This window comes from Bacillus salipaludis (genome assembly GCF_004358205.1).
In genome coordinates this window covers 210914-235529 of record NZ_SMYO01000009.1, presented here as the reverse complement: position 1 = coordinate 235529, position 24616 = coordinate 210914, and the positions used below count along the sequence as shown (strand labels likewise).

Genomic DNA, 24616 nt, shown 5'->3' with positions numbered 1-24616 from the left:
GGAGGGATAAATTTATGTATGAGGCAAAAGGTTTTGAAAGTACAGACTTTGCAGAATTTACTCGGGTAGTTAATGATTTTCTTGGCTCATTAGACGAAGGAAAGCTTATAGATGTTAAATACAATTCTGTTCCACTTGCTATAAGCACGCATACTGAGTATGGGGTTTATCCAGATACAAAATATACTGCAATCATTATATTAAAGAAATCGTAAGAACATAACAGTTTTTACGAGCTGTGGAATTTCCTATTTGCAATCATTTACCAAATGTGTAAAAATTTAATCGAATTATCTTTGTCCGGTGTAAAGGATTTGTATAAGTTTAACTTTCGTCTTGAAGATCACTGAGAGCAAGGATAGTATTACACTGTGTGTATTTACACACTAGGAGGCAAAACAAATGGAAAAAGGTAAGGTAAAATGGTTTAATGGCGAAAAAGGCTTCGGATTCATCGAACGTGAAGGTGGAGAAGACGTATTCGTCCATTTCTCAGCGATCCAAGGCGAAGGCTACAAATCATTAGAAGAAGGTCAATCAGTTACTTTTGACGTTGAACAAGGAAACCGTGGACCACAAGCAGCTAATGTTCGTAAAGATTAATTAAAACCAATAGACAGACTCTAAAAATAGAGTCTGTTTTTTTATGCAATAAAAAACAAAGAACCCCACTCACGAATGAGTAGGGAACATGAAAACAGTAAATCAAATGGTAAACAAAGTGTAGCATATAATTAAGGATAATCCTAATTTACTGATAGTGGCTTATAAAGTCACTCTTATTTTTATGAGATACCTGAAGAATATTTTCTGCTTCAATTCTAATGGACTATCAAGGCGTATTGGCATTTATGTTAAAATAAAGATTGTGATGAATTGTACTTAAACAAACAGGGTGCGTTAGCTGTGCGAAATGTTCCTGGCTTAAATTTAGATTGGTCACACAATGCTCAGGTAAAGGTCGGGCAGGTCCTGTCGGAACTGAAGGGTTCTCTCATAGTCGAATAGCATTTGATTTAGTAAGAAAGATAGTGTTATAAGCTCGGCGAAAAGGCGTGAGAAACTACCGTAACAGTTCGGCTGCGAAACCTTACATGAGGGAGTGGTGTAGTTCGTGGTGCTTGAGTTGATTGAATATGGTGAGGATGCAAGTACACCTAAAAGAAAAAGGTTAAGCTGACGAACTTCTAAATGGACGGGTCTACACGACAAAAATTTGGAAATTCGTCTTATATATATTAAGCTTGCAATTAATTCCAAAAAGTGCTATTATAAGGAAGAATTATTTTTGTTCGGTGAAAAGGATAGTATTAGTTAAAACTTTTCGTCTTGAAGATCACTGAGAGCAGGGATAGTAACATTGTGTGTGTTAACACACTAGGAGGCAACAAAAATGGAAAAAGGTAAAGTAAAATGGTTTAACGGCGAAAAAGGCTTCGGATTCATCGAACGTGAAGGTGGAGAAGACGTATTCGTTCATTTCTCAGCTATCCAAGGCGAAGGGTATAAAACATTAGAAGAAGGTCAAGAAGTGACTTTTGACGTTGAGCAAGGTCAACGTGGAGCACAAGCAGCTAACGTACGAAAAGCTGCTTAATTATAAGAATAAATATAGACAGACTCTTATTTTAGAGCCTGTCAGAGTGTAGGCAAAGGCATCCGAATGAGCCCATTCGGATGCCTTTTTTTGAAATTTGCTCATAAGAGCAGATTTTAGACCTATTCGACCTATTTTTAGGCCATATCTGGACTTTTCTAAGTCCAGCTTGTCTAAAAGGAAGGGGTGGAGTTGGCATCTAGCAAAGTATTTCAAGCCGGGGATTAAAAATGATTTAGTTGCAGGTTCTTCCAGCGCGTATTTATTATAGAGCCCATCTTGAAAAATGATGGGTTCTTTTTTTTGATGTTTAAGGGAGCCGAAGGATGGTACCCCGTTAACCAATGTCTAAGCCAAGGGTTTAACTTTAACATTATTAAATAAAGAACAAAAAGAAGAAACACACTGAAATCTCAGTGTGCTTCTTAATGACTATGTGACATGCTCCTTCTTCTAATACCTATATGATTAATACTGTAAACCCATAATGCATTTAGCAATAATAAAGCACTTGTAGTGAAGAACACATAATGAATGCCGAAGAATGCTGCCATTTGCCCGCCTAATACAGATCCTCCGAGAGTACCAATATACTGTGCAGATTGATTATACCCGAAAATACGACCAACAATTTCATCTGGCGCACTTTTTCGGACAAGGTTGTTAATGGATGGCAATAATCCAGCTGTCGCAAGTCCAAGACAGAAGCGCAGTCCCATGAGTTCCCATGGTGTTTTCACAAATGCTTGTGGGATAAAGATAATCCCTGCAGCAATAAGTGCTCCAATCAATATTTTTCTAGAACCAATACGGTCAGCAAGCTTTCCTAATCGTGGAGCAGCAATTATATTGGCTAAACCGGCAGCCGCCACCACCATTCCCGCAATCATCGATAAATGGGTTGCATGTGGTGACAATTCTTTTACATAAACAGTAATTAAGGGCTGAATGGACATATTGGCAATTTGCAAAATAAATGTGCTGGCAAACAATGAAATTAGCAATCTCGTATCAGGAACTAGTTTCCAAACTTGGCTAAAGGCTAACGGTGTTTTATGAACAGGTGTAAATTCTTCTTTTATCAAAAATAGAACAGCAAAAAAGGCGAGTAACAATAACACGCTTGTTACAACAAAACAGCTTCGAATTCCAGAGAATTCTGCAATAAATCCCCCCATTAAAGGACCTAGAAGTCCGCCGCTAACGGAGCCTGTTGAAAGTGTACCGAGTGCCCAGCCTGAATTTTTCTTTGGTGTTTGTGTTGCAACTAATGTAACCGATGCAGAAATGTAACCGGAAACAGCGCCCATTAACATCCGTAATGCGAGTAATTCATAAACGTTTTGTACAAATGCCATCACAAAAACGACAATGGCCATTCCAAGGCTCGCACGGAGTAACATTAGTTTTCTGCCCTTTTTATCTGCCAGTCTTCCCCAAATAGGCGAAACAATGGCTGAGATTAAAAAGGTGGAACCAAAAATCAGTCCAGACCATTTTTCAATATCTGAAGTTGCGTGTACTCCTAGCTGATCGATATATAAAGGCAGCATAGGGGCTATTTGACTCATCCCCGCGGCCGTCACAAATGAACCGAACCAACAAACAAATAAATTTCTTTTCCAATTCTCCATATAAACACCTTTCTTATTATTTGGAATTTATTTCGACTTCCAAAGTAATTTATATCCTTAATCATACTCCAAACAATTGATAATGACTAATATATGTATTACTATTTACTTATAGGTTGAGGACTATCAATAGAGGTGGACAAATGGACTTCTTACAATTAAGGTACTTTCAAACCGTTGCCGAATTTGAACATATAACTAAAGCTGCCAAAGAGCTTAAAATTGCACAGCCGTCACTAAGCCAAACCATTTCTCGTTTAGAGGAAGAGCTTGGTGTTTCCCTTTTTGATCGAGAGGGAAGGAATATTAAACTAAATCAATTTGGGGAAATTTTTTTAAAAGGAGTAGATAAGGCTTTTTCTGAATTGGAATTTGCCAAGCTTGAGATGGCGGAACTCGCAGGAGAGAGCAAGAATCAAATTTCACTTTCTGTCATGCATACCCCATTATTACCGCATATTATTAGTCAATTTCGTAAGGTATATCCATCGGCCAATTTTCAAGTAAGTATGCATTCTCCCTTACGACTTGCGGAACAATTGGAAAAAGGGGAAATCGATTTATGTGTTACTTACTTTCCTATTGAAAAAGAAGGAATCAGCTGGATTAATCTTATGGAGGATGAAGTATTTATCATCGTTCCGGATACCCATCATTTGGCTGGGAGAGATAGCATTCAGTTAAAGGAAGTGGCAGATGAACAATTTATTCACAGAGAGCCGACGAATCCCTTCAGAATGCTAACAGATGGTTTTTGTGAAAAAGCAGGATTCACACCGAAAATCGCCTTTGAACTCGAAGAACCGGGATCCATTCATAACTTTGTAGAGGAGGGATTGGGTGTATCCTTTTTAACCGAGCATACCCTTCGCTATTCACACTATGAAAAAATTGTTCCCTTGCATATTGAACAGCCTGTCTGTACAAGAACAATAGGAATGGCATGGAAAACGGAGCGGTATACTTCAAAGGTCGTTCGGGAATTCCGGGAATTTATGATTGGGTATTTTAAGGAATTAAGCTAAATGAAGCATGAGTGCTTGTCTAGAAACGATGGAGTGCTTGGCTATCTGAAGTAAATGTACCCTATAGTGTAGATACCAAAAAAAGTCTATCCCAGGGTACATTTTAGATTCGGTGGGAGTTTTCTTTATAGCTCCTTTTTTTCTCTTAATTTATTCAAGGTAAGAAATTCCTTGTTCCCCAAAACGTAAAAAATGAGCTGAATTCTTATAAATACTGTAGAGATATAAATTTTCATTTTGGGATTATTTCAAAATATCAGCTTGATGGGTAGGAATTCGGCTAACATATTTAAAACAGGACACTTGATGGTAATAAAATACCACGAAGTGTCCTGTTTATTTTTTCCTACTGATATTCCCCAAAGGATTAAATGGGTACCTTCGATTTCAACTTGAACTTCCACACCCAGCCGAGTCATTAAATTTGTCTGCTAGAATTAACGATCCATAGCTGATTCGATTGTCCTCCATAAATCAAGCATTTCTGAAATGAATCATAATTAGCTCACCAAAATTTAAAGTATGGTCTAAATTTTAATCTTTTATAAATTTAATCCAAATCTCTTTAATTCAATGAAAATACTTTCCAATCGTTTTCCTTTTTCTGTTAACGTATATTCCACACGAGGAGGAACCTCTGGAAATACCTTTCTTTTTAATATCCCATGATCTTCTAGTTCCTTCAGACGGAGTGAAAGTGTTTTCGGGCTAATTCCATTCATTGATTTCAATAGGTCGCTGAATCGCATCGTTCCTTCAATAAGCAAATCACGAATAATTAAAAAGGTCCATTTAGTCCCAATCACGTCAAGCGTTTTAGCTATGGGGCAAGGCTCACCTGGTGCTCCTTTGGTCAGCACCACCGGCTCAATATCGCTCATCTGAAACATCCTCCTTAAAAATTTTTGACTAATTTTACCTTATCATATCACAATAGTATATTTTCGGAAACTTTATGAATTAAATATCACTACTTCCATAAATGAATTTACTACATATATAATATCGATGAATCTATTATTCTAACCCTATATTGAGGAGGTGATATTTTGCATTTCAGTAATGGAAAAATCGTTGAGGATTGGCATCTAGAGGATCATCTTACATTAATGCAACAGCCGGGAGTAGTATCTCCGAAAATTGAACACCTAATGGTTTTTAAAGAGACTACAGAATGAAAGGAGCTAGAAAAAAGATGAAAAATATACTTATTATTAACGGTCATCAGAAATATAGTTCAGCAGAGGGGAATTTGAACCAAACCTTGATGGACAAGATGGTCAGTTTGTTAAGTGAAAAGAACAATATAAAAACTACAATTATTCAAAACGGATATAAAATCGAAGATGAGCAAAAAAAATTTTTATGGGCTGATATTGTTATTTATCAAACACCTATCTATTGGTTTAGTGTTCCAGGCTTACTGAAGACATATATGGATGAAGTTTATGCTTATGGTTTATTTTTTAAGGGTGCTGATCAGTATGGAAGAGGCGGTTTATTGACCGAAAAGAAATATATGTTTTCGACTACCTGGAATGCTCCTGAAAAAGCATTTAACGATCCAAGTCAATTTTTTGAAGGGAGCAGCTTAGAAGATGCATTAAGCCATTTACATCGTATACAGAAATTCCTCGGAATGAAACCTTTAAAGAGTTTTACTTGCTATGATGTAATCAAAAATCCGAAGGTTGAAAAGTTTGTATCCGAACTTGATATACATCTGAAAGAGGTATTGAATTTTTAATCTATTAAGTAAATCAAGTGGAGGTAAAAACATGTTAAAAGATAAAAAAGTTGTAATTATCGGTGGAAGCTCTGGGATTGGTTTGGAATCAGCTAAACAGGTTATATCCCAAGGGGCAGAAGTAATCATTGCCAGCCGTTCTGAAGATAAATTACGGAATGCAAAAGAGCAGCTAGGAGATAGGGCTACGGCTTTTACGCTAGATACAACACAAGAACAGCAAGTTCAGTCCTTCTTTGAAAAAGTCGGCCAGTTCGATCATCTTGTGGTAAGCGCGGCAGAAACATCCAGCGGATCATTCCTCCAAACGGATACAGCTCAAGCCCGACAACTGTTTGAAAACAAATTTTGGGGACAATATTATGCAGCGAAATACGGTGCTCCGAAAATTTTACCAAACGGATCAATCATTTTATTCTCTGGGGTGGTAGCCTACAAATCGATGGTCGGTTCGTCCATTCTAGGGGCAGTCAATGCCGCTGTTTCGAATCTAGGACAGACCATGGCATTAGAACTTGCTCCAATCCGAGTGAACATCGTTTCACCCGGTATAATTGATACACCTTCCCGCAGTAAAATGCCAGAAGAAACTCGTAATCATTTCTATGCTACGGTTGAAAACATCCTTCCAGTGAAACGAATAGGAAGAGCTGAAGATGTTGCACAAAGCGTGCTATACTTGCTTCAAAATAGTTTCGTGACAGGAACCGTTCTTCATGTAGAAGGTGGTCACATTTTAGCATAAGCCAGCAACTGAGGAAAAATCATATCCTCTAAACAAGAAAAACGCCATTCTTTTTGTAGAACTATACGAAAGGATGGTGTTTTTTTATGAATCTTTCCATCACTGAGAAGCTTTACCTTTTTTCACAGGAATACATCGATATGTGTCACCACAAACTCTAAAACAACTAGCTAAAGATAAATGAATCATGAGTGCTTGTCTAGAAAAGATGGAGTTCTTGGCTATCTGAAGTAAATGTACCCTATAGAGTAGATACCAAAAATAGTCTACCAGTAGGGTACATTTTAGATTCCGTTAGAGTTTTCTTTATAGCTCCTTTTTTTCTCTTTAATATCAAAATATACATAAAGATATATAAGTATATTTCAATTTTATTATATATGAAGTTATAAATTTTCATGGTCTCACTTTGCGGTCTGTGTCAGCCACACTGGTATTGGGCTTTTATGGAAAAATTACCTACCACCTGGGAATACGGATATGATACAATCTGATATGTAATTGACAGACTATTAAGATATTTTTCTGTAGTCATGGGAGATTGCTAGAGGGGGAAGATGATGAGAAGGGGAAAGAGGAAGAGGCGTTTGGGCAGGTTCATGAAGGGGGTGTTCATTCTTCAGTTTGTACTGATGTACCTATTGGGGGGGACATCCTTACCAAAGGTGCTTGCTGAGGGGGATCAGTTCTTGATGTGGAGTGAAGACGGAAAAACGTTTGCGTCGTTCGGTCCGAATCAGGAAATACGGATTCACACCGGGCAAATTCGGTTTTTGAAGGGCTGCGGGGAAGGCGGAGCTGATGACTTCGTTGAGCCGTATGCCGATATTTATGTGGTGCCGAGCGGAAAAGGCGCTCCAGGTGAAAAGCTGAAGGATGTGTCGGGTTCGCCCAACACGGTACAAGGGGTGCATGGCGGTCTTTTCATATCGGAGGTGATCGGGTACACAGCTCCGGGCGGCAAGATCGGGCCTGGAAAATATACAGTCGTATACGATGAATGCCAGGACGGGACAGTATCGCCGGAGGATAAGGTGTTCACGGATGCCTTTGAGGTGGTGTTCCCGACGGATATTCCGAACATCATGGCGGATCCGGCCATCGCGAAAGCGAAGCAAAAAGCAGCTGATGCGGAGGCGGAGTGGCAGGACTTACATGATACATACCGGGATTTTTTCGCGCTTCAATCGAAGCTTGGGACGCTCGGGAAGGTGTGGCAGTGCGGCGGCCTGAAGGAAACGGCCATTTCCGTCAGCACAAGCTTCAGTTTGACGTTGGTTTGTCCCAAAATAGGCGGGAAGCCGCTTCCGGGTGTGGTCACCTCTTGGGATGTACAGAACGGAGCGCTAATTGACGGATTCTTTACTGGGCTGACAAAGGGAGTGGAATGGGCGACCGGCGTGAATCCAAAGCAGCTCGTGCTGAAGCAGATCTTGGCGACAGCTTCCCACTATAAAGGGATTGCGGCCGATCCGCCGAATCCGAATTTCCAGAAGCTCACGCCGCTGGATACGCGTGATGTGATCACGACGGAAAGCAACGATCCGGAAACGATCGCCGCTGTCGGCATCGGCAATGAGCTCGCGAATGAGGGGCCGCTCTTGCGGGCGTTCTTGACATCGATTGAAAAGTATCAAGGAAGCGCGATCGCGAAGGACGGCGATTGGGCGTTGATCCATGCGCGGGCTGTGAAGCAGTATGCGGCTCAGCTGAAGGAACAGATCAGGCGCACCAACACGTCTATTGCGATTGCGAAGCAGGTGGTAGAAGAAGATCCGCGTCCGCTCGATCAAACGGTAGCGGACCTGAAGGCATTCCGCAATGAAGCCGCGTCTCAAGGGCTTTCGCCGGAACTTGTGCGCAATCTGAAGAACTTAGGCTATACAGATGCCCAAATCGAAGACATGAAGAAGGAGTTCCTTGGGCAAAGCGATTCATTCAGCAAGGCAGCCATGCTGAATCAGCTTGATGCGTTGCGCAGCACAAATGACAAGTTGATCGCAGCCTTCGGGGAACTGGCGGTGAACATGGAGGAGGATTGGATCAGCTATTTGACTGCGATGCCGAATGTGCATGATAAAGCCCCGATTGTTAATGCGGGCGGCCCGTATGATGGAAAAGAGGGAAGTGTGATTTCGTTTGACGGCTCGGCATCGGCAAGCCCGAGCGGCATTGTCAGCTATGAATGGGATTTGGACGGCGACGGCGCATTCGATGACGCCACGGGACCGAAGCCAACCTATAAATACAATTTGAATGCCAACAAGCTGGCAGGCTTGAAGGTCACGAATGCGGACGGATGGTCCAACATCGGTTACGCGACTGTGTTCATCGAGAACAGCGACAAAGGCCCGATGATTACCAATATGGTGCCGGATAGGGCTGAAACAGAAGTGATTACGGGCGAAACGAAGAACTTCGCAATTGATGCGGAGGATTCGGAAGGCGATGCCGTCCATGTCGATTGGTATGTGGACCGAGTCCATGCGGGCTCCGGAAGTGCTTATGCGTATACGCCTTCCGATGAAAAGATCGGTAAGCATATTGTGGAAGCGATCGTGACGGATTCCGCCAAGGAAAGCTATGAAGCAGTAAGCTGGCCAGTATCTGTCCTCATGCTGGATGATGACGGCGACGGATGGAGAAACAATGCGGATTGCCGTCCTAAGGATCCTGGCGTGAACCCGGGTGCGGCGGAAAAACGCGGAAACGGCAAGGATGATGACTGCAATCCGAACACATCGGATGAAGATTTCGCGCCGAAGGTCTACTTCAATGCCGGCGGTTTAGGGAAGGTTGTTTCCTTCAATTTGCAGGGAGCGAAAATCGAGGCAGCATCAAGTTCATATGATGGACGGCATGTACCGGAGCAGTTATTGGCCTTGGGAAATGAGTCTGGGTTTCCGTGGGCGACGAGCCGGAAGGATAACCAATGGGTCAAAATCAGCTTGGCGGACAGCGGCACGTATTTGATTGATCGTGTGCAGGTTCAGCCGCGCCCTATGTATGACAATCAACGGGTCAAGGATTTTGAGGTGGCGGTATCCTCGACGACATTGGATGATGCCGCGTTCACAACAGTGCTGAAGGCAACGGCCGCCAATAACGGCAATGTGCAGGAGTTCAAGCTGCCGAAGCCGGTTTTGGCGAAGTATGTGATGTACCGGCCGCTGAACGCACAGGGCGGGGGAGATGTTATCTCCACACAGCAGTTCCGAGTGAAAACGCCGCAAATCAGCGTGCCAACGGTGACTTTTGAAAACCTGTCAACCGATCCGGAAGATGATATTGTGTTATGGGAGTGGAACTTCGGCGACAATAGCCCTGTCAGCACGGAGAAGAACCCGACCCATACGTTCCCGGATTCAGGCACCTATCCGGTCATGCTGAAGGCGACTGATGCAGCAGGGAACACCGACACATATACGATGCAGCAAACCATCCAAGCGGTGGACTTTGAATATGCGCCGAAGAATCCGAAAGAGGGCGAAACGGTGACGTTCTATAACACTTCCATCGGGGCGGATAACGGACAGCTGAAATCCCGCACATGGAATTTCGGCGACGGTTCCTCCGCGGCTGTACCGAATGATCAGCCGCTGACGCATAGCTTCAAGGATAATGACGCATACACGGTTATGCTTGAAACCGTGGATCAGAGCGGGAAGAAATATCAAGGAAAGAAAACGATCACACCGACGAACGTCGCACCGACAGTGAATGCGGGTTTAGATAAGGTGGCCCGCTCCGGTCAAAAGGTAGATTTCTTGCCTTCTATCACGGACCCAGGCGCAGACGGTAAAACATGCCGCTGGGATTTCGGCGACGGAATGACTTCGGACATTTGCAACGCGAGCCATACGTATCCGGCATTATCCATGGATGCGCCTGATAAGAAATATACTGCTGTTCTGATAGTGACGGACGATGACGGCGGTACAGGTACGGACAGCCGCGACATTATCATCCGGGCTGACCGCGAACAGAAAATTGCCGCCTACTACACATTCGACGGCGACTTCAAGGACTATTCCGGCTATAACAACAACGGCACTCCGACGGGTACGATGTCATTCGCGGACGGCCTAAGAGGGAAGGCGGCTAAGTTCGACGGGAAAAGCGGCATCAATGTGAAGGATGCGGATTCCTTGGATTTCTCCACCTCCCTGTCGTTTTCCATGTGGCTGTATAAAGAAGATGCGGGGGCTGGCGGCTGGGCGCCGGTGCTTTCCAAGGGCGAAACGTCCAATTATGAGGGGTATGCGCTCCTGCATGATTCTTATGGCATTTCGCCGGCAGTCCGCTTCACAGATGGTTTTGACGAGACGGACCATAATCTAGCCTCAACAGCATTAACGAAGATGAAGGAATGGTATTTGCTCACAGTGACTTGGGACGGCACGACCATCAAGTATTATGTGAACGACAAGTTGATGGAGACTAAACAATGGACCGGCGTGTTCCGGAATTCGAACAGCCAGCTGCTGATCGGCTATGACCCGCCAGGGAAAACGGAGTATTTCCGCGGGATGATGGACAATTTCAGACTCTACAACTATCCGCTCAGCCAACAGGAAATTTCCGATTTATACAAAAATGACCAGCAACCGGCCGATCAGGAGCCACCTGTCACAACAGCGAAAGTGACACCATCTGCACCGAATGGGAATAACGGCTGGTATACGACAGATGCGAGTATCACCCTGACAGCTGTCGACCTGGGTTCGGGAGTGGAGAAGACAGAATATCGTATGGATGATGGAGCATGGCAGGGGTATAACGGAACGATTGCGATTACTGATAACGGCTTTTACAATATCGAGTACCGCAGTACAGACAAAGCGGGCAATGTAGAGGCAAGAAAGTCCGTATCCCTGAAGCTGGATAAAACGAAGCCGGTGACAACGGCTGAAGTGACACCATTATCACCGAACACTTGGCGCAAAACAGATGCAAGCGTCATCCTTTCGGCGGAAGACCAAGGTTCAGGCATTGACAAGATACAGTACCGGCTGGATGAGGGAGATTGGCAAGTCTACGAAACTCCGATTGCGGTGAACACTGACGGTACCCATACGGTGGAATACCGGAGCATCGACAGAGCCGGAAACGCGGAAGAAAGCGAGTCTGTGACAGTGAGGCTGGATAAAACAAAGCCAGTGACAGCCGCAAGCGTGACGTCTGGCCGGCCGGACGGGGAGAACGGCTGGTATACGAAGGATGTCACAGTGGAGCTTTCGGCAAAGGATGAGCAGTCAGGTTTGAACAAAACCGAGTACCGGATAGACGGCAGCCAGTGGCTTCCGTATGGGACACCGCTCCAGTTGTCGACGGAAGGCGTCCACACCATCGAGTACTTCAGCACAGACAACGCAGGGAATACGGAGGATGCGAAGACACTTCAAATCAAAATCGATAAAACGGCGCCGGAGCTGACGCTCAAGCTGAATCAAGGGACGCTTTGGCCTCCGAACCATAAAATGGTGACGATTAAAGTGACGCCTGAATGGAAAGAAGCACTATCCGACATTCAGTCAATCGTACTGAAATCGATCACGAGCAATGAGCTTCCTGACAGGACTGGAGACGGTCATACGGCACAGGATATTCAAAATGCCGCATATGGTACGGCGGACTTTGAGTTCGATTTACGGGCGGAGCGGTCAGGCGGCGGAACGGGACGCATATACACGATTACGTATACGATCACCGATAAGGCTGGAAACGCCAGAAATGTGTCAACAGCCGTGGAAGTGGCTCATGACCAGTCAAAAGAATAAGAGATAAAGAAAAAAATAGAAAGCTGAATCCGGCTATACGGGCAGCAGGATTGGAATGAACAAAGAAACAGGATGGCGGGGCGTGTCCCTTGCTGTCCTGTTTTTTCTAGTACCGGACGGCCAAGTCAAGAGAGTTCATGCCTTCACAATTTTGTATTAGGAGTAAACATTTTGCCGATCATGTGTAATTGAAGAATGACAAACTGACCAAGAATGGGAAAGGGTTCAAACGATTTATTTTTAAACGCTTTTTTCGTATTCGGGGGAATCGGAGTTTACGAAATATCTCGATCAAAATTCAACAGAAAGAAGAAGGCTATTGGGGAGAATTGAAAATATAAAATAAATATAAATTTAGAATTGGGGGAGTGAGTAAATTGAGAAAAGTTTATATTATCAATACAAATCTATCAAATCGTCCAGATGGCGAAACTGAGCGAGATATGGTAGAAAATGAAAAGTGCGCGGCCTATTTTTCTCTTTGGAATTACCAAAAAATATTTGTAATCACTCTATCCATCTATTAGAGGTATTAGCTTTTTAAATTTTTGATAATTAGAGTTTTAAAGGTGAAATAATGGACGATGGCTAAATCTAACCGTTTCCTTAAGAAACGGTTAGATTTATTTACATGAGAAAGTTTATTCACTCGTATTTCCTTAAAACAATTGCCGCATTATGACCTCCGAAACCGAATGAGTTAGACAGACCCGTATTTATTTTCGCTTGGCGAGCAATAGATGGTACATAATCGAGATCACATAATGGATCAGGATTTTCTAAGTTCATTGTTGGAGGAATTATACCTTCCTTTAAACTCATTGCTAAAGCAATTGCTTCAACCCCGCCTGCTGCCCCTAACATATGGCCGATCATAGATTTATTTGCTGTTACTGGAATCTGATAAGATTGTTTACCAAACAGCTGCTTAATAGCCATTGTTTCGGAGATGTCTCCCACTTTGGTACTTGTTGCATGGGCACTAATAACATCAATTTCTTCAGGCGATATATTTGCATTTTTTAAAGCTGCTCTCATTGCAAGATAGGCCCCTTTACCTTCCGGATGCGTAGCTACAATATGGTGTGCGTCTGAACTTGCACCATATCCAATGACTTCTGCATAAATCTTTGCCTCTCTACGTAAAGCATGAGATAAAGATTCTAAGATTAGAATTCCAGCTCCTTCAGACATGACAAATCCATCTCGATTTTCATCAAATGGACGACTAGCTTTAGTAGGATCATCGTTTCTTGTTGATAATGCTGTAGCATTACCAAAGCTTGCTATTGATAAGTCTGTTATAGCTGCCTCTGTTCCACCTGCGAACAAAACGTCAACCTCTCCAGAACGAATTAGTCTAAAGGCTTCACCAATAGCTGTATTTCCAATTGCACAAGCTGAAACGGGCGACAAAGAAGGTCCCATTGCTTTCCACTTGATACTAATTTGTGCTGCAGCAGCATTAGAAATCATGGCAGGTACTAGGGTCGGGCTAACTCTTCTTGGCCCCTTCTGTCTAAGCACATCTATATTTTCAATCAAGGTTTCAATTCCACCTATACCTGAACCTACATATACGCCTAACCTTTCTACATCTATATGATCGAGGTCTAACTTAGAATCTACCCAAGCTTGTTCAGCTGCAGCCAAAGCAAATTGTGAAAAACGATCTAAACGTCTAGCTTCATTCTTTCCTAAAACTTCGTCTGCATCAAAATCTTGGACGATACCTGCAATTTTTGTCTTATGATTCGTAACATCAAATGTATCGATGGAGGATATACCAGATTCCCCGTTAATCAAATTGCTCCAAAATGTTTGGATGTTGTTTCCTATAGGAGACACTATCCCCATACCAGTAATCACAACTCTTTCCACTTTTCATCCCTCCAAATAAATATTTACTTGTATTTTACATCTCTTTTATCCTATTACAAGTGATAGTTTATCCTGGTATAATTACTAATAGGTTAAACTGATACGTTGAGGAGTTTTAAAAATGAATGATAAAACTAGGCTTGAAGCTTTGTCGACATTCTTAAAAGCTAAGCGTGCCCAAATTAAGCCAGAGTCTGTTGGTTTGCCTGCCGGAACCCGGAGAAGGACACCTGGATTACGAAGAGAAGAGGTTGCACAATTAGCAGGTGTGAGTACCACTTGGTATACATGGCTAGAGCAAGGAAGAGATATAAAAGTTTCTTCAATCGTACTTGATTGTATTTCTACAGCTCTACAATTAAATAATGATGAAAGAGATTACTTATATGACCTGGCATTAGAAACAAAATCAGAAATTCCAAATCAAAAAAAGAATCAATCAGAGCTTAGCCCTTCTTTAAAGCGAATACTAACTGAATTAACCTATTGTCCGACTATCATTACCGATCGACATTGCCATATAGTGGGCTGGAATCCTGCAGCTGCTCATGTTTTTTTAGATTTTGAACAAATACCGAATGATCAAAGAAATTTGATTCGTTTAGTGTTCACTAGAAAAGAATTAAAAGCATTGGCCGTCAATTGGGAACATTTTGCGAAAGGTTTTCTTGCTATTTTCCGTACCTATTATGGACACTATTTAGGCGATGAATGGTACAACCAATTTATTAAGGAAATGAGTGATGCACATTCAGAATTTCAGGATTTATGGCAAGAAAGTCAAGTAAGTAAGGCTCCAGAAATGATAATTGAATTCAGACATGCAAAAGCAGGCAAAATGTTGTTTAATTTAACTTCTCTTCAGGTTCAAGGCGATATGGATTTACGGTGCAGTATCTATACACCAGTAGAGGAAACAGATACAGAAAATAAATTAAAGCGATTAATGAAGAGGGTTACGGTTGAAAATTAATTTTCTTGTTTAACTAAAGGGAGCGATTGTTCAATAAGAGCGGTCGTTTTTCTTGTTCCGATAACTAGGCAGGTTAATTTAATAGTAGCAAGAGAAATGAAGATGTTAATCATTGTGTTTTAACCAAACCACAGATTAATGTACGGAAAAATGGACACCAGACTTAAATCTGGTGTCCTTAGTGGTGTATTTCGTTACACTAGCAATTTATCCAACTATATTTTCTTTTTGGTCTTAAATTCTTCTTCAGTAATGAAACCTGATTGTCTGTCGTAAAAAGGAAAAACACTACCGTTTGTGAAGAAACGACCTATTCTCAAGACATGTCGTTATAACATATTTAATCAAAATTTCTTTTCAACTGAAGTAGTCATCGGATAGAAATATCTGACGAGTTAAATTAATAAATGCCTCTAATGGGGGAGTTATCCATTTATCCTTATGCCAAGCAATTTGCGTAAAAAGTGATGATTCGGAACCCTTCCATGGTATTTCCTTCATTCTACCCTCTTGAATATCTTTTTTCACGACCATCTCTGGTAATAGTGCTACTCCTAGACCTGCGATTACACATTGTTTGATTGCCTCAATACTACTGAATTCGATTTTATCCAGTGAAAATACTCTTGCTGATTTAAGGGAGTCTTCGAATATCATTCTATAAGAACATCCCATTTCTGTGAGCAAGAGCGTCTCATCCTTAAGGTCATTTAGTGAGAGCACTGGTTTGGGGTGGTTTGGTGCGACGACCAATTTGAGCTCCTCTTTGATCAGTTGCTCCACTCTTAATGAACCCTCAGGCTTACTTAAATCCATAAAAAAAGCAACATCTAAAAGACCCTCCATAAGATGATTTCTCGCCATTTCGTCAGAATGTGCAGGTTTAAAGACGAGCTTCACTTTGGGAAATGCAGTCTTGAACTCTTTAAGAATTGGAGGTAAACGATAGGTGCACTGGCTCTCCTGGGCACCAATTATTAAGGTACCAGTTGGTTCTTCTTCTGCGTTCACTGCCGTAATCGCTTCTTCGCTTAGTTTTATCATCTTTTCAGCATATAGTTTAAACTGGTGCCCAGCCTCCGTTAAAATCAATCGTTTCCCTAGACGCTCAAATAAAGGTTTGCCAATTTCTTCTTCGAGAGATTTGATTTGTGCAGTCACACTTGATTGTGCAAAATTTAATATTTTTGCAGTCTGGGTAAAGTTCAAATTCTCTGCGGCATTTTTAAAAGTTAATAATTGTTTAATTTCCAAATTATCCACCTCCTTAATCGTTTTTTTCGATTTAATTAATCAAAATAATCATCTTTATCGATTTTTAAATTCATTATAAGATATAAGTAATCAAGGAACAAATAGTAAAATTTAAATTTAATGAAAAAGGAGAACTGAAAAATGTCAATAGCAGTCATATATGGGGGAACCCGTCATAATGGAAATTCGGAGATGCTGACAGAACATGTAATTCAAGAAATAGCTTCAGAAAAAATTCATTTAAGAGATTTTAACATTCAACCCATTATTGACATGCGTCACTCGAAAGATGGTTTTCAGGAAAGAAATGATGATTATAATTCAATAATTGATCGTATACTTCCACATGACATTTTAATATTCTCTACTCCAATTTATTGGTATAGCATGTCGGGAACAATGAAAAACTTTATTGATCGATGGTCACAAACTTTAAGGGACCCGAAATATCCTGATTTCAAGAAAAAAATGGCTTCCAAAAAAGCGTTTGTTATTGCTGTTGGAGGAGATGATCCTTACATTAAAGGACTGCCAATGATTCAGCAATTTCAATACATTTTTGATTTTATGGGAATTGAATTTGCGGGATATATTCTTGGAAATGGAAACAAACCTGAAGAAGTATTTCAAGACAAAAGAGCACTTTTCGCAGCTACTCAAATGCGAAATAAACTAACTGAAAATATCTAAAATTAACCATTCAAAATGGGTTAATGCAAAGGGGGTGAACTAGTAATGACACAAAAACAAGCAAACTTGATTTTAGTTACTGTCGCCATGGGGTGGGGCTGAAGGCTATATTCTACAAAAATATAATTCATGTAGAGCTAAAACTGTGTTTTGGAATTTGTAATATATTAACATGGAAATAGGTTATTCAGCGATCGGGCGAGATTGTCGAATAATCCTTAAAGAGAAAGGGGATGTTGAAATTGAAAGTAATTGTTGTGGGGGCAAGTGGTACGATTGGACAGGCAATTGCTAAAGAATTAGGAAAAAATCATGAAATTATTCGAGCTGGACGAAATGGCTTAGATGTTACTGTTGATATTACCTCTGCTCAGAGTATAAAAAAAATGTACGAACAAACTGGAAAAATTGATGCTGTAATTAGTGCAACAGGTGGTGCCCATTTTGGTTCCGTTTCGGAACTAACACCAGAATTAAATGAAATAGCAATCGAAAGTAAACTTAAAGGTCAAATTAATTTGGTACTTCTCGGAATGGACTATGTTAATGACGGTGGAAGCTTTACGTTAACAACTGGAATTATGATGGATGATCCTGTTCCACAGGGCGCTTCCGCTGCCATGGCAAATGGTGGTGTTAAATCATTCGTAAAATCAGCAGCGATTGAAATGCCGAGGGGAATTCGTATAAATAGTGTTAGCCCCAATGTATTGGAGGAATCATTAGACCAATACGGGGAATTTTTCCCGGGATTTGTGGCAGTCCCTGCCAGTCGTGTAGCACTTGCTTATAAAAAAAGCGTGGATGGAGCTCAAACCGGACAAAATTACGAAGTCTATTAATTTAATTTGAAAATGTGCTGATTCTAACAGGAGCGATAAGCTCTTTTTTTTTGCTTTTGTTCCCTTATTTTTTTCTAAAAATTTTGGATATAACTGTATACGGAGTATGACACATCTGTTGTGTTTCTCCTCATCAGAACTGTGGTGCCTGACCCCCGGTGAGTTAGAAATTATCCAAAGAGGCTTTCAATATTAAATTGGATTCTTGTCGAATTTATGAAAACGATTTGGATTAGTGGTGTATTAAATGACATAAATGTTAAAATTAACTTATGGTTAGTAATTTCTCCTTGGTTATAAATCAATCAATTCCTACCTCATTTAACTACCTTCTTCCTACCTTTGTTAAAGGCTTCTTTTGCTCTCGTTTTCATTTAATTTTCTACCTATATTCTCATTTTTATCGCAGTCTTCTTTGTCAATTAGACTATTTTTATATATTTCTCAAAGGGGAGGTGTATCTTTCGTTAAGTCAATAAATTAAACAACCTTGTTTTTATTTTATTGAGGGGGTATAAAATTATGGCATCTTTTTTTCTTCCTGTAGTTTGCCCAGATTGTGGAAGAATTGCTGTTGAAGACCATCATTATAAAACTGGTGCGGGCTATAGCATCTGCCAATGCTGTGGTTGTGAAGTTGACCCCGAAGCAAAATATGATAGAGAAAAAATATTTCTTATTTTGAGGAAGAAAAAAGAAAGGGGTATGGAAGATTTTTTTTAATGATGAAGGATGCAACCTTCAGTAGTAAACGCTTAATGAGTCCGTTGACGGATGAACAATTTGAGATTTTTAAAGGAAAATATGATGATGATGATGTGGATAAAGAGAAAAGCTATCTAGTTTGTTATCGAAATGGTGAGTTCGAAATTTTATTTGGTACTGTCCCTGAGTATTTCCATTTGTCTTTTGAGGAGTATGTTGAAAAATATGGATATGATTATATCTAAAATCTATTTTACATTTAATTGAAAATCAGTTAATGTTTTGTTAATCAATGAGCGGGGGTGCGTTTATGGAGGAAACATTAAATAAAATCCTTTCAGAACTGCAACATTTAAGTACTGGTCAAAAGGAATTAATAAACTGCACAAGTAATCTAGATAAAGGACAGAAAGAATTAAAAAGCCGTACAGACAATTTAGAAAAGGGACAAAAGGAATTAATAAGCCGTACAGACAATTTAGAAAAGGGACAAAAAGAATTAATAAGCCGTACAGACAATTTAGAAAAGGGACAAAAAGGATTAATAAGCCGTACAGATAATTTAGAGAAGGGACAAAAAGAATTAATAAACCGTACAGGTAATTTAGAAAAGGGACAAAAGGAATTAATAGGTCGAACAGATAAATTAGAAAAAGGGCAAAAAGAATTAATTACAAGTCATAAACAATTAACGATTCGAATGGAAAATGTTAAAAAGGGGCAACAAGAAATAATAGTTCAAACAGATCATTTGGAAAAGGGCCAGAAGGAGTTAATAGGGCGCACAGATAATTTAGAAAAGGGACAAGAATTATTAATATCGGGACAGCAAGAGATAAAAGATATTATTAAACACACAGCAACACTCATGACTTAAAATTTCATAACTATCAGAAGAGACATGAAAACATTGGCTTTTGATGTTAATTCAGATGTAGAACTTTTATTTAAAGAAATGGCAGAAGTAAAGAGAAAAGTGAATAAACTGGAACAGAAATAAACAATGATGATATAAATCCACTGGAAAAATCACTTCTCCTGACTCTCCAGAATGTCCATCCACAACGTTCAAGAATCCGTTGTCGATTCATGTCGTAATCAAAACGGTCAGGACCAAGCGTATATTCACCAGCACAAATGAAGACAATGATTGCCGTTGCCGTTGAGGTAATTGGTTAATTTAGTGCCAATTATCAGGGTTTCTTATGATGCATCAAGTATACAAAAGGCGCTGGATCGGGAAGCCAAAGGGATACAAGTGCCTATGGTGAACAATAAAGAAGATGCAGAACTAGTGGTAAAAAGAGCAAAATTTCCCCCACATGGACAGCGGGCAGCTGCTTTTGTGATCCGGGCGGCACGTTTTGGTAAGGATGGAGGGGAGCTTATTTTAATAATGCAGGTGAGAATATCTTAATTTCTGTTCATATCGAGACGCCTGAAGCCGTACAAAACTTTAGGGAAATCTTGAATGTTCCCGGAATAGACATGGCCTAATTGGATCAACAGATTTATCTGTTAATATGGGCTTTAAGGCAGAAGGACCAGGACATCCAGAAGTTCAGTTGGCCATCAATGAGTTGTTTGAGATGGGAAAAGAGGAAGGCTTTAAAATTGGGACAGTCGCTGCTAATTCTGCTGGAGTTCGTAAGGTTTTTGAGTCAGGGGCTTGCTATATCGGAATTACAGGGACTTCTGTTATTTCGAATGCGTTGGAACAGGTTGTTAGTGAAACGATCAAGGTGAATTAAAAAAGGACCAATATTAAATAAACCAATTTTCAGCCAATATAAACATTATTTTATAAATTTATAGGGAAACAAAAGAAAACCTGCCATTTTTTAATTGGCAGGTTTTCTTTTGAGATTGATTTGGCATTATTATCAAACTTGGGATTTTCATGCTCTTGTTACTTGTTAATCTTAAAGAATAGTCGGGAGACCCCTCTTTTTCCTTACATACAACCATAGATAAAAATTAGTTACACCTGTCGATTACGTTTAAAAGGCATATGACAGTACAACCACAAGTATGAAAAATTGCATTTTTCTAGAGTATTCAAAAAATAGTAAATCTTTTTAATATTGACAAAAACATTCTATGAATTTAAACTAAAAATATCTTATTCAGATTATGGAATGCGTTCCATAATGTGGAACGACAAGGAGGAGGAAAAATACAATTAAGGAGATTGTCAAAAATTAATGGAATGAATTCCACGATGCGAAACAAACAACTGTTTTAGGATGGTGATTTAATTTATGCAATGGGATATCGAGGTGGACGTTGTTGTTGTCGGTGGTGGGGGCTGTGGTCTAACTGCCGCTCTTGCAGCAGCGGAAAGTGGATTGGATGTCGCTATTTTGGAAAAAACAGAATTTGTTTTGGGGAATACTGCAGCAAGCGCAGGAATGATACCAGCGGCAGGCACACGCTTTCAGGAAGAAATGAACATTAGTGATTCTCCAGAAAAAATGGCAAATGAGATTTTAGAAAAAAATAAATATACAGGTGATCCTGAGCAAACTCTAAGAATATGTGAGGAATCAGCAAGTTTAGTTGAATGGTTGGTTGATCAACATGATATTAAACTATCACTAGTAACAGAGTTTTTACTGCCAGGCCACAAAACATACCGCATGCATGCTCCACCATCAAGATCAGGATTAGAATTAATGAAAATGTTAAGAGGAGCTGTAAGGAATAGGGATAACATTTACCTAATGCTGAAATCACCAGTTACTAAAATATTATTCACCGATAACAATGAAGTAATCGGTGTAGAAACGAACACGCCCAATGGAATGCAACGGATAGGAGCAAAAAAGGTAATCCTAGCCGACGGCGGATACGGTGGAAACAAGAAGATGGTGAGTGAATTTATTCCTGAGATTGCGAACGCAATATATTTTGGCTATGAAGGCAACACTGGCGATGCTGTATCCATGAGTGCGGAGGCAAATGCCGAACTGAAAAATATGAGTGCCTACCAAGGACATGCTTCCGTTTCCGAAGCACATGGACTTCTTGTTACATGGGGAGCCATCATGTTGGGTGGATTCATTGTCAACAACCAAGGTTTTAGATTTGGCGATGAATCACAGGGATATTCCGAATATGCTACAGAAGTATTAAAGCAACCGGAAAAGCATGCTTATATGATTTTTGATCGAGAAATTTACAATCAATTGCTTGGGATTGAGGATTTTAAAAATTTGGCGAATTTCGAAGCTTTTCATTACTCGGACTCCATTGAAGGCTTAGCAGAAAAATTAGGATTGAATTCAAAAACCCTTAAAACGACACTGGAAAAATACAATGATTCAGTTACGGTAGGGGAGGATGAATTTGGGAGAAAAGTTTTGCCAAAGAAACTTATAAATTCCTATTACGGAATTAAAATCGTTCCCGCCTTGTTTCATACACAGGGAGGACTGAAAATAAACGAAAATGCACAAGTACTTGGGATGAATGGTACTCCAATTCTTAATTTATACGCCGGGGGTGGAAGTTCTGTAGGTATTTCCGGAACTCGTGCTAATGGTTATGTAGCAGGTAATGGTTTGTTATGTGCATTGGGGTTTGGAAAAATTGCTGGGTCCCATGCAGCAAAATCAATAAAACAAGTGGAGGTAAGATAGCATATGTCTCATGTTTGGGAAAGCGCATTAACAGATGTAGATAAGATTGTAATTGAAAAAGGCGGTTATGGAAAAAGAAGAGGACTTGGAAAAAAGCCAGTCTTCATGATTATTGATGCACAGTACAACTATATCGGAGCAGATGAGCCCATTGAAGACCAGCTTGAACAATGGCCTAGCGGAGGGGGATCTTCTGCCTGGGCAGGAATAAGAAAAATTAAAGAGTTAAAAGAGCAGGTTCAAAATGTTGGTATTCCAGTCATCTATACAAGAAATGTACAAAAGAAAACGATTGCTTTCGATTCCTTCGGTTTAAAAGCTGCAAGAGACAATTCTAAATATATTGATGGACGGCCAGAAACGCAAATTGTTGAAGAGTTAAAGCCAGAATCTCAGGATATTGTTGTCGATAAAAGTTATGCAAGCGCTTTTTTTGGAACTCCACTCATTAGCTATTTGATCAAGCTCGGTGTGGATTCTATTATCATTGTCGGCGGGTCTACGAGCGGATGTGTGAGAGCAACGGCAGTTGATGCGGTTACACACAACTTTAATGTAGCGGTAATAGAAGATTGCGTTTACGATCGTATCCAATTATCCCACCAAGCAGGACTCCTAGATTTATGGATGAAATATTGCGATGTCATGAAGGCTGATGAGGTCGTAACGTATCTACAAAACTTACAATACAAGGAGGTCATTAAGTAATGTTGGATCTATTAATTAGAAACGGGCAGGTTGTTTTTCCTAAAAGAGGAGTTTTACGTGCAGATTTAGGAATAAAAGATGAAAAGATCGTTGGAATTTATGACCCAGATCAAGAAATGGACGCTATGAAAATTATTGATGCAGAAGGCCTACATATCTTCCCAGGAGTGGTCGATGCCCATGAGCATTTGGGAATTTACAATTCGCTGGAAGATGATTTTATCGATACAAAGCAGCATGCCGTTGGTGGCGTAACAACGTTAGTTAATTATGATCGAATACCTAAAAGTTATTTGGAAGCTTTTCCTAGATTGAAAGAAATAGGCGAGCAAAACAGTTATATTGATTTCGGCTATAGTTTAGGGATTTTATTAGAAGACCATATTGATGAACTTGAAGAAGTAATTGAAAGATTTGGTGTTACGTCATTTAAATTTTTTAGAAATTATGAAAGACAGCTCAACGATAAATTTAAGGTATCCAATGCCATCGATCTTACTTCCATGGACTTAATGAGAATACTAGAGCGGTTTATAGGCATTTCTCCTAAACTACTTTTGGGCATGCATTGTGAGAACATGGATATTAATCGGTATCTAACCAAAAAGCTGAAACAGGAATCTGTGGAAGACACTTTGAAAACATGGTCGAAAACGAGTCCGGGATATGCTGAAGCAGAATCCATGCTTAGTACCCTCTATTTAAATCAGAATGTTGGTGGAAACGTATTTGTTGTTCATTTATCTTCCGGAACGAGTGTTGATCTGCTGGAGAAAGCTCCATGGTTATTGGAAAGCGGTGCAAAAGTCGAGACTTGTGTCCATTACCTAACATTGACGAATGAATCTCCAACGAATCTTCATGCCAAAGTCGGTCCCCCAATTCATACACAATGGGATCAAGATCGCTTGTGGGACGGGATTAAAAAGGGACTTATTAATGCCATCGGTACGGATCATGTTCCATGCAGCCAAGACGTGAAATATAAAAGTGGAACCGGTGTCTTCGAAGCACAATACGGGTTTCCAGGCGTAGGTGCTTTGTTGCCGCTCATGATTACAGAAGGTTATGTAAAAAGGGGTGTTCCGCTTGAAAGAATTGCAGATATTTGTTCTACCCAAGTGGCCGATTCTTTTAACTTACCACAAAAGGGCCGCATTGAAGTAGGGGCGGATGCTGATTTTGCCATTGTAGATTTACAGGAGAAAAAATCGATTACCCACCAGCTGCTTCAAAGCGCTTCTGACTATACAGTGTATGAGGGAATGGATGCAGTTGGCTGGCCAGTGTACACCATTAGCCGAGGTGAAGTGATATTAGAAAAAGGTAAGATTACTGCAAAACCAGGCAGGGGGAAATATCTCCATCGCCAAATCTAGTTTTACAGAAGGGAG

General features: G+C 40.4%; 24 protein-coding genes. 20 read left to right on the top strand and 4 right to left on the bottom strand.

Features of this window, described 5'->3' with window-relative positions; all coding sequences use genetic code 11:
• Positions 1-14: 14 nt before the first annotated feature.
• The 3 genes from E2K98_RS19945 to E2K98_RS19935 all read left to right on the top strand — a co-directional run bounded on the left by E2K98_RS19945 (position 15) and on the right by E2K98_RS19935 (position 1597).
• On the top strand, positions 15-215 hold the full coding sequence (locus tag E2K98_RS19945) for a sporulation protein Cse60 (protein WP_133337189.1): 201 nt from the start codon (positions 15-17) through the stop codon (positions 213-215).
• A gap of 187 nt (positions 216-402) precedes the next feature.
• Positions 403-603 (top strand): cold-shock protein, encoded by a 201-nt coding sequence (locus E2K98_RS19940; protein WP_133337187.1) that lies wholly within the window; start codon positions 403-405, stop codon positions 601-603.
• 790 nt (positions 604-1393) lie between these two features.
• Entirely contained in the window at positions 1394-1597 is a 204-nt protein-coding gene (locus tag E2K98_RS19935) for a cold-shock protein (protein WP_133337185.1), read from the top strand.
• A 425-nt stretch (positions 1598-2022) separates the two neighbouring features.
• Here E2K98_RS19935 and E2K98_RS19930 read toward each other — a convergent pair whose 3' ends face one another.
• Complete coding sequence (locus E2K98_RS19930) at positions 2023-3231, bottom strand: multidrug efflux MFS transporter (RefSeq protein ID WP_133337183.1); 1209 nt, start codon at positions 3229-3231, stop codon at positions 2023-2025.
• 143 nt (positions 3232-3374) lie between these two features.
• On the opposite strand from E2K98_RS19930, the gene E2K98_RS19925 reads away from it, so the two are divergent.
• Complete coding sequence (locus tag E2K98_RS19925) at positions 3375-4256, top strand: LysR family transcriptional regulator (RefSeq protein ID WP_133337181.1); 882 nt, start codon at positions 3375-3377, stop codon at positions 4254-4256.
• 542 nt (positions 4257-4798) lie between these two features.
• On the opposite strand, the gene E2K98_RS19920 is transcribed toward E2K98_RS19925, so the two are convergent.
• Positions 4799-5137 (bottom strand): winged helix-turn-helix transcriptional regulator, encoded by a 339-nt coding sequence (locus tag E2K98_RS19920; protein ID WP_133337179.1) that lies wholly within the window; start codon positions 5135-5137, stop codon positions 4799-4801.
• Positions 5138-5305: 168 nt separating this feature from the next.
• Between E2K98_RS19920 and E2K98_RS19915 the strand changes: the two genes are divergently transcribed.
• The 5 genes from E2K98_RS19915 (at position 5306) to E2K98_RS31095 (ending at position 13055) form a co-directional block, all read left to right on the top strand.
• Positions 5306-5434: a hypothetical protein gene (locus tag E2K98_RS19915; protein WP_407921221.1), complete on the top strand. Its 129-nt coding sequence runs from the start codon at positions 5306-5308 to the stop codon at positions 5432-5434.
• 17 nt (positions 5435-5451) lie between these two features.
• Entirely contained in the window at positions 5452-6003 is a 552-nt protein-coding gene (locus E2K98_RS19910) for an NAD(P)H-dependent oxidoreductase (RefSeq protein ID WP_133337175.1), read from the top strand.
• Between the two features lie 31 nt (positions 6004-6034).
• Complete coding sequence (locus E2K98_RS19905; protein ID WP_133337173.1) at positions 6035-6748, top strand: SDR family oxidoreductase; 714 nt, start codon at positions 6035-6037, stop codon at positions 6746-6748.
• A gap of 692 nt (positions 6749-7440) precedes the next feature.
• Positions 7441-12528 (top strand): OmpL47-type beta-barrel domain-containing protein, encoded by a 5088-nt coding sequence (locus E2K98_RS19900; RefSeq protein WP_235824878.1) that lies wholly within the window; start codon positions 7441-7443, stop codon positions 12526-12528.
• A gap of 377 nt (positions 12529-12905) precedes the next feature.
• Positions 12906-13055 (top strand): hypothetical protein, encoded by a 150-nt coding sequence (locus E2K98_RS31095; RefSeq protein WP_165976325.1) that lies wholly within the window; start codon positions 12906-12908, stop codon positions 13053-13055.
• Positions 13056-13173: 118 nt separating this feature from the next.
• Here E2K98_RS31095 and fabF read toward each other — a convergent pair whose 3' ends face one another.
• Positions 13174-14409 (bottom strand): beta-ketoacyl-ACP synthase II, encoded by a 1236-nt coding sequence (gene fabF / locus E2K98_RS19895; protein ID WP_133337169.1) that lies wholly within the window; start codon positions 14407-14409, stop codon positions 13174-13176.
• Positions 14410-14530: 121 nt separating this feature from the next.
• Between fabF and E2K98_RS19890 the strand changes: the two genes are divergently transcribed.
• Complete coding sequence (locus E2K98_RS19890; RefSeq protein ID WP_133337167.1) at positions 14531-15382, top strand: helix-turn-helix transcriptional regulator; 852 nt, start codon at positions 14531-14533, stop codon at positions 15380-15382.
• A 357-nt stretch (positions 15383-15739) separates the two neighbouring features.
• On the opposite strand, the gene E2K98_RS19885 is transcribed toward E2K98_RS19890, so the two are convergent.
• Positions 15740-16636 (bottom strand): LysR family transcriptional regulator, encoded by an 897-nt coding sequence (locus E2K98_RS19885; protein WP_133337165.1) that lies wholly within the window; start codon positions 16634-16636, stop codon positions 15740-15742.
• A gap of 141 nt (positions 16637-16777) precedes the next feature.
• Between E2K98_RS19885 and E2K98_RS19880 the strand changes: the two genes are divergently transcribed.
• From E2K98_RS19880 to E2K98_RS19830, 10 genes are all read left to right on the top strand, one after another.
• Positions 16778-17326 carry a flavodoxin family protein gene (locus E2K98_RS19880; protein WP_133337163.1) on the top strand — a complete coding sequence of 183 codons (549 nt, stop codon included), beginning with the start codon at positions 16778-16780 and terminating at the stop codon, positions 17324-17326.
• Positions 17327-17568: 242 nt separating this feature from the next.
• Entirely contained in the window at positions 17569-18168 is a 600-nt protein-coding gene (locus tag E2K98_RS19875; RefSeq protein WP_133337161.1) for a short chain dehydrogenase, read from the top strand.
• 522 nt (positions 18169-18690) lie between these two features.
• On the top strand, positions 18691-18891 hold the full coding sequence (locus E2K98_RS19870; protein ID WP_133337159.1) for a hypothetical protein: 201 nt from the start codon (positions 18691-18693) through the stop codon (positions 18889-18891).
• A complete protein-coding gene (locus tag E2K98_RS19865) occupies positions 18891-19118 on the top strand; it encodes a hypothetical protein (protein WP_133337157.1) in 228 nt (75 codons plus the stop codon). Before E2K98_RS19870 ends, E2K98_RS19865 begins: the two co-directional genes overlap by 1 nt.
• 65 nt (positions 19119-19183) lie before the next feature.
• Positions 19184-19750, top strand: a complete 567-nt coding sequence (locus E2K98_RS19860) for a hypothetical protein (protein WP_133337155.1) — start codon at positions 19184-19186, stop codon at positions 19748-19750.
• A 294-nt stretch (positions 19751-20044) separates the two neighbouring features.
• A complete protein-coding gene (locus E2K98_RS19855; RefSeq protein WP_133337153.1) occupies positions 20045-20290 on the top strand; it encodes an HpcH/HpaI aldolase family protein in 246 nt (81 codons plus the stop codon).
• Between the two features lie 106 nt (positions 20291-20396).
• On the top strand, positions 20397-20624 hold the full coding sequence (locus tag E2K98_RS19845; protein WP_133337151.1) for a hypothetical protein: 228 nt from the start codon (positions 20397-20399) through the stop codon (positions 20622-20624).
• 510 nt (positions 20625-21134) lie between these two features.
• Positions 21135-22514, top strand: a complete 1380-nt coding sequence (locus E2K98_RS19840; protein WP_133337149.1) for an FAD-dependent oxidoreductase — start codon at positions 21135-21137, stop codon at positions 22512-22514.
• Positions 22515-22517: 3 nt separating this feature from the next.
• Positions 22518-23222: an isochorismatase family protein gene (locus E2K98_RS19835; RefSeq protein WP_133337147.1), complete on the top strand. Its 705-nt coding sequence runs from the start codon at positions 22518-22520 to the stop codon at positions 23220-23222.
• Positions 23222-24601 carry a dihydroorotase gene (locus tag E2K98_RS19830; protein WP_133337145.1) on the top strand — a complete coding sequence of 460 codons (1380 nt, stop codon included), beginning with the start codon at positions 23222-23224 and terminating at the stop codon, positions 24599-24601. The genes E2K98_RS19835 and E2K98_RS19830 overlap by 1 nt, the downstream gene beginning before the upstream one ends.
• The last annotated feature ends 15 nt before the right edge of the window (positions 24602-24616 follow it).

Bases quoted from the DNA above. Each gene is read 5' to 3' on its own strand.
- E2K98_RS19905 (WP_133337173.1), top strand. From the start codon at position 6,035: ATGTTAAAAGATAAAAAAGTTGTAATTATCGGTGGAAGCTCTGGGATT.
- E2K98_RS19845 (WP_133337151.1), top strand. From the start codon at position 20,397: ATGGGCTTTAAGGCAGAAGGACCAGGACATCCAGAAGTTCAGTTGGCC.
- E2K98_RS19940 (WP_133337187.1), top strand. From the start codon at position 403: ATGGAAAAAGGTAAGGTAAAATGGTTTAATGGCGAAAAAGGCTTCGGA.
- E2K98_RS19890 (WP_133337167.1), top strand. From the start codon at position 14,531: ATGAATGATAAAACTAGGCTTGAAGCTTTGTCGACATTCTTAAAAGCT.
- E2K98_RS19835 (WP_133337147.1), top strand. From the start codon at position 22,518: ATGTCTCATGTTTGGGAAAGCGCATTAACAGATGTAGATAAGATTGTA.
- E2K98_RS19865 (WP_133337157.1), top strand. From the start codon at position 18,891: ATGATGAAGGATGCAACCTTCAGTAGTAAACGCTTAATGAGTCCGTTG.
- E2K98_RS19900 (WP_235824878.1), top strand. From the start codon at position 7,441: ATGTGGAGTGAAGACGGAAAAACGTTTGCGTCGTTCGGTCCGAATCAG.
- E2K98_RS19925 (WP_133337181.1), top strand. From the start codon at position 3,375: ATGGACTTCTTACAATTAAGGTACTTTCAAACCGTTGCCGAATTTGAA.
- E2K98_RS19840 (WP_133337149.1), top strand. From the start codon at position 21,135: ATGCAATGGGATATCGAGGTGGACGTTGTTGTTGTCGGTGGTGGGGGC.
- E2K98_RS19945 (WP_133337189.1), top strand. From the start codon at position 15: ATGTATGAGGCAAAAGGTTTTGAAAGTACAGACTTTGCAGAATTTACT.
- E2K98_RS19930 (WP_133337183.1), bottom strand. From the start codon at position 3,231: ATGGAGAATTGGAAAAGAAATTTATTTGTTTGTTGGTTCGGTTCATTT.
- E2K98_RS19830 (WP_133337145.1), top strand. From the start codon at position 23,222: ATGTTGGATCTATTAATTAGAAACGGGCAGGTTGTTTTTCCTAAAAGA.
- E2K98_RS19935 (WP_133337185.1), top strand. From the start codon at position 1,394: ATGGAAAAAGGTAAAGTAAAATGGTTTAACGGCGAAAAAGGCTTCGGA.
- E2K98_RS19880 (WP_133337163.1), top strand. From the start codon at position 16,778: ATGTCAATAGCAGTCATATATGGGGGAACCCGTCATAATGGAAATTCG.
- E2K98_RS19920 (WP_133337179.1), bottom strand. From the start codon at position 5,137: ATGAGCGATATTGAGCCGGTGGTGCTGACCAAAGGAGCACCAGGTGAG.
- E2K98_RS19910 (WP_133337175.1), top strand. From the start codon at position 5,452: ATGAAAAATATACTTATTATTAACGGTCATCAGAAATATAGTTCAGCA.
- E2K98_RS19870 (WP_133337159.1), top strand. From the start codon at position 18,691: ATGGCATCTTTTTTTCTTCCTGTAGTTTGCCCAGATTGTGGAAGAATT.
- E2K98_RS19860 (WP_133337155.1), top strand. From the start codon at position 19,184: ATGGAGGAAACATTAAATAAAATCCTTTCAGAACTGCAACATTTAAGT.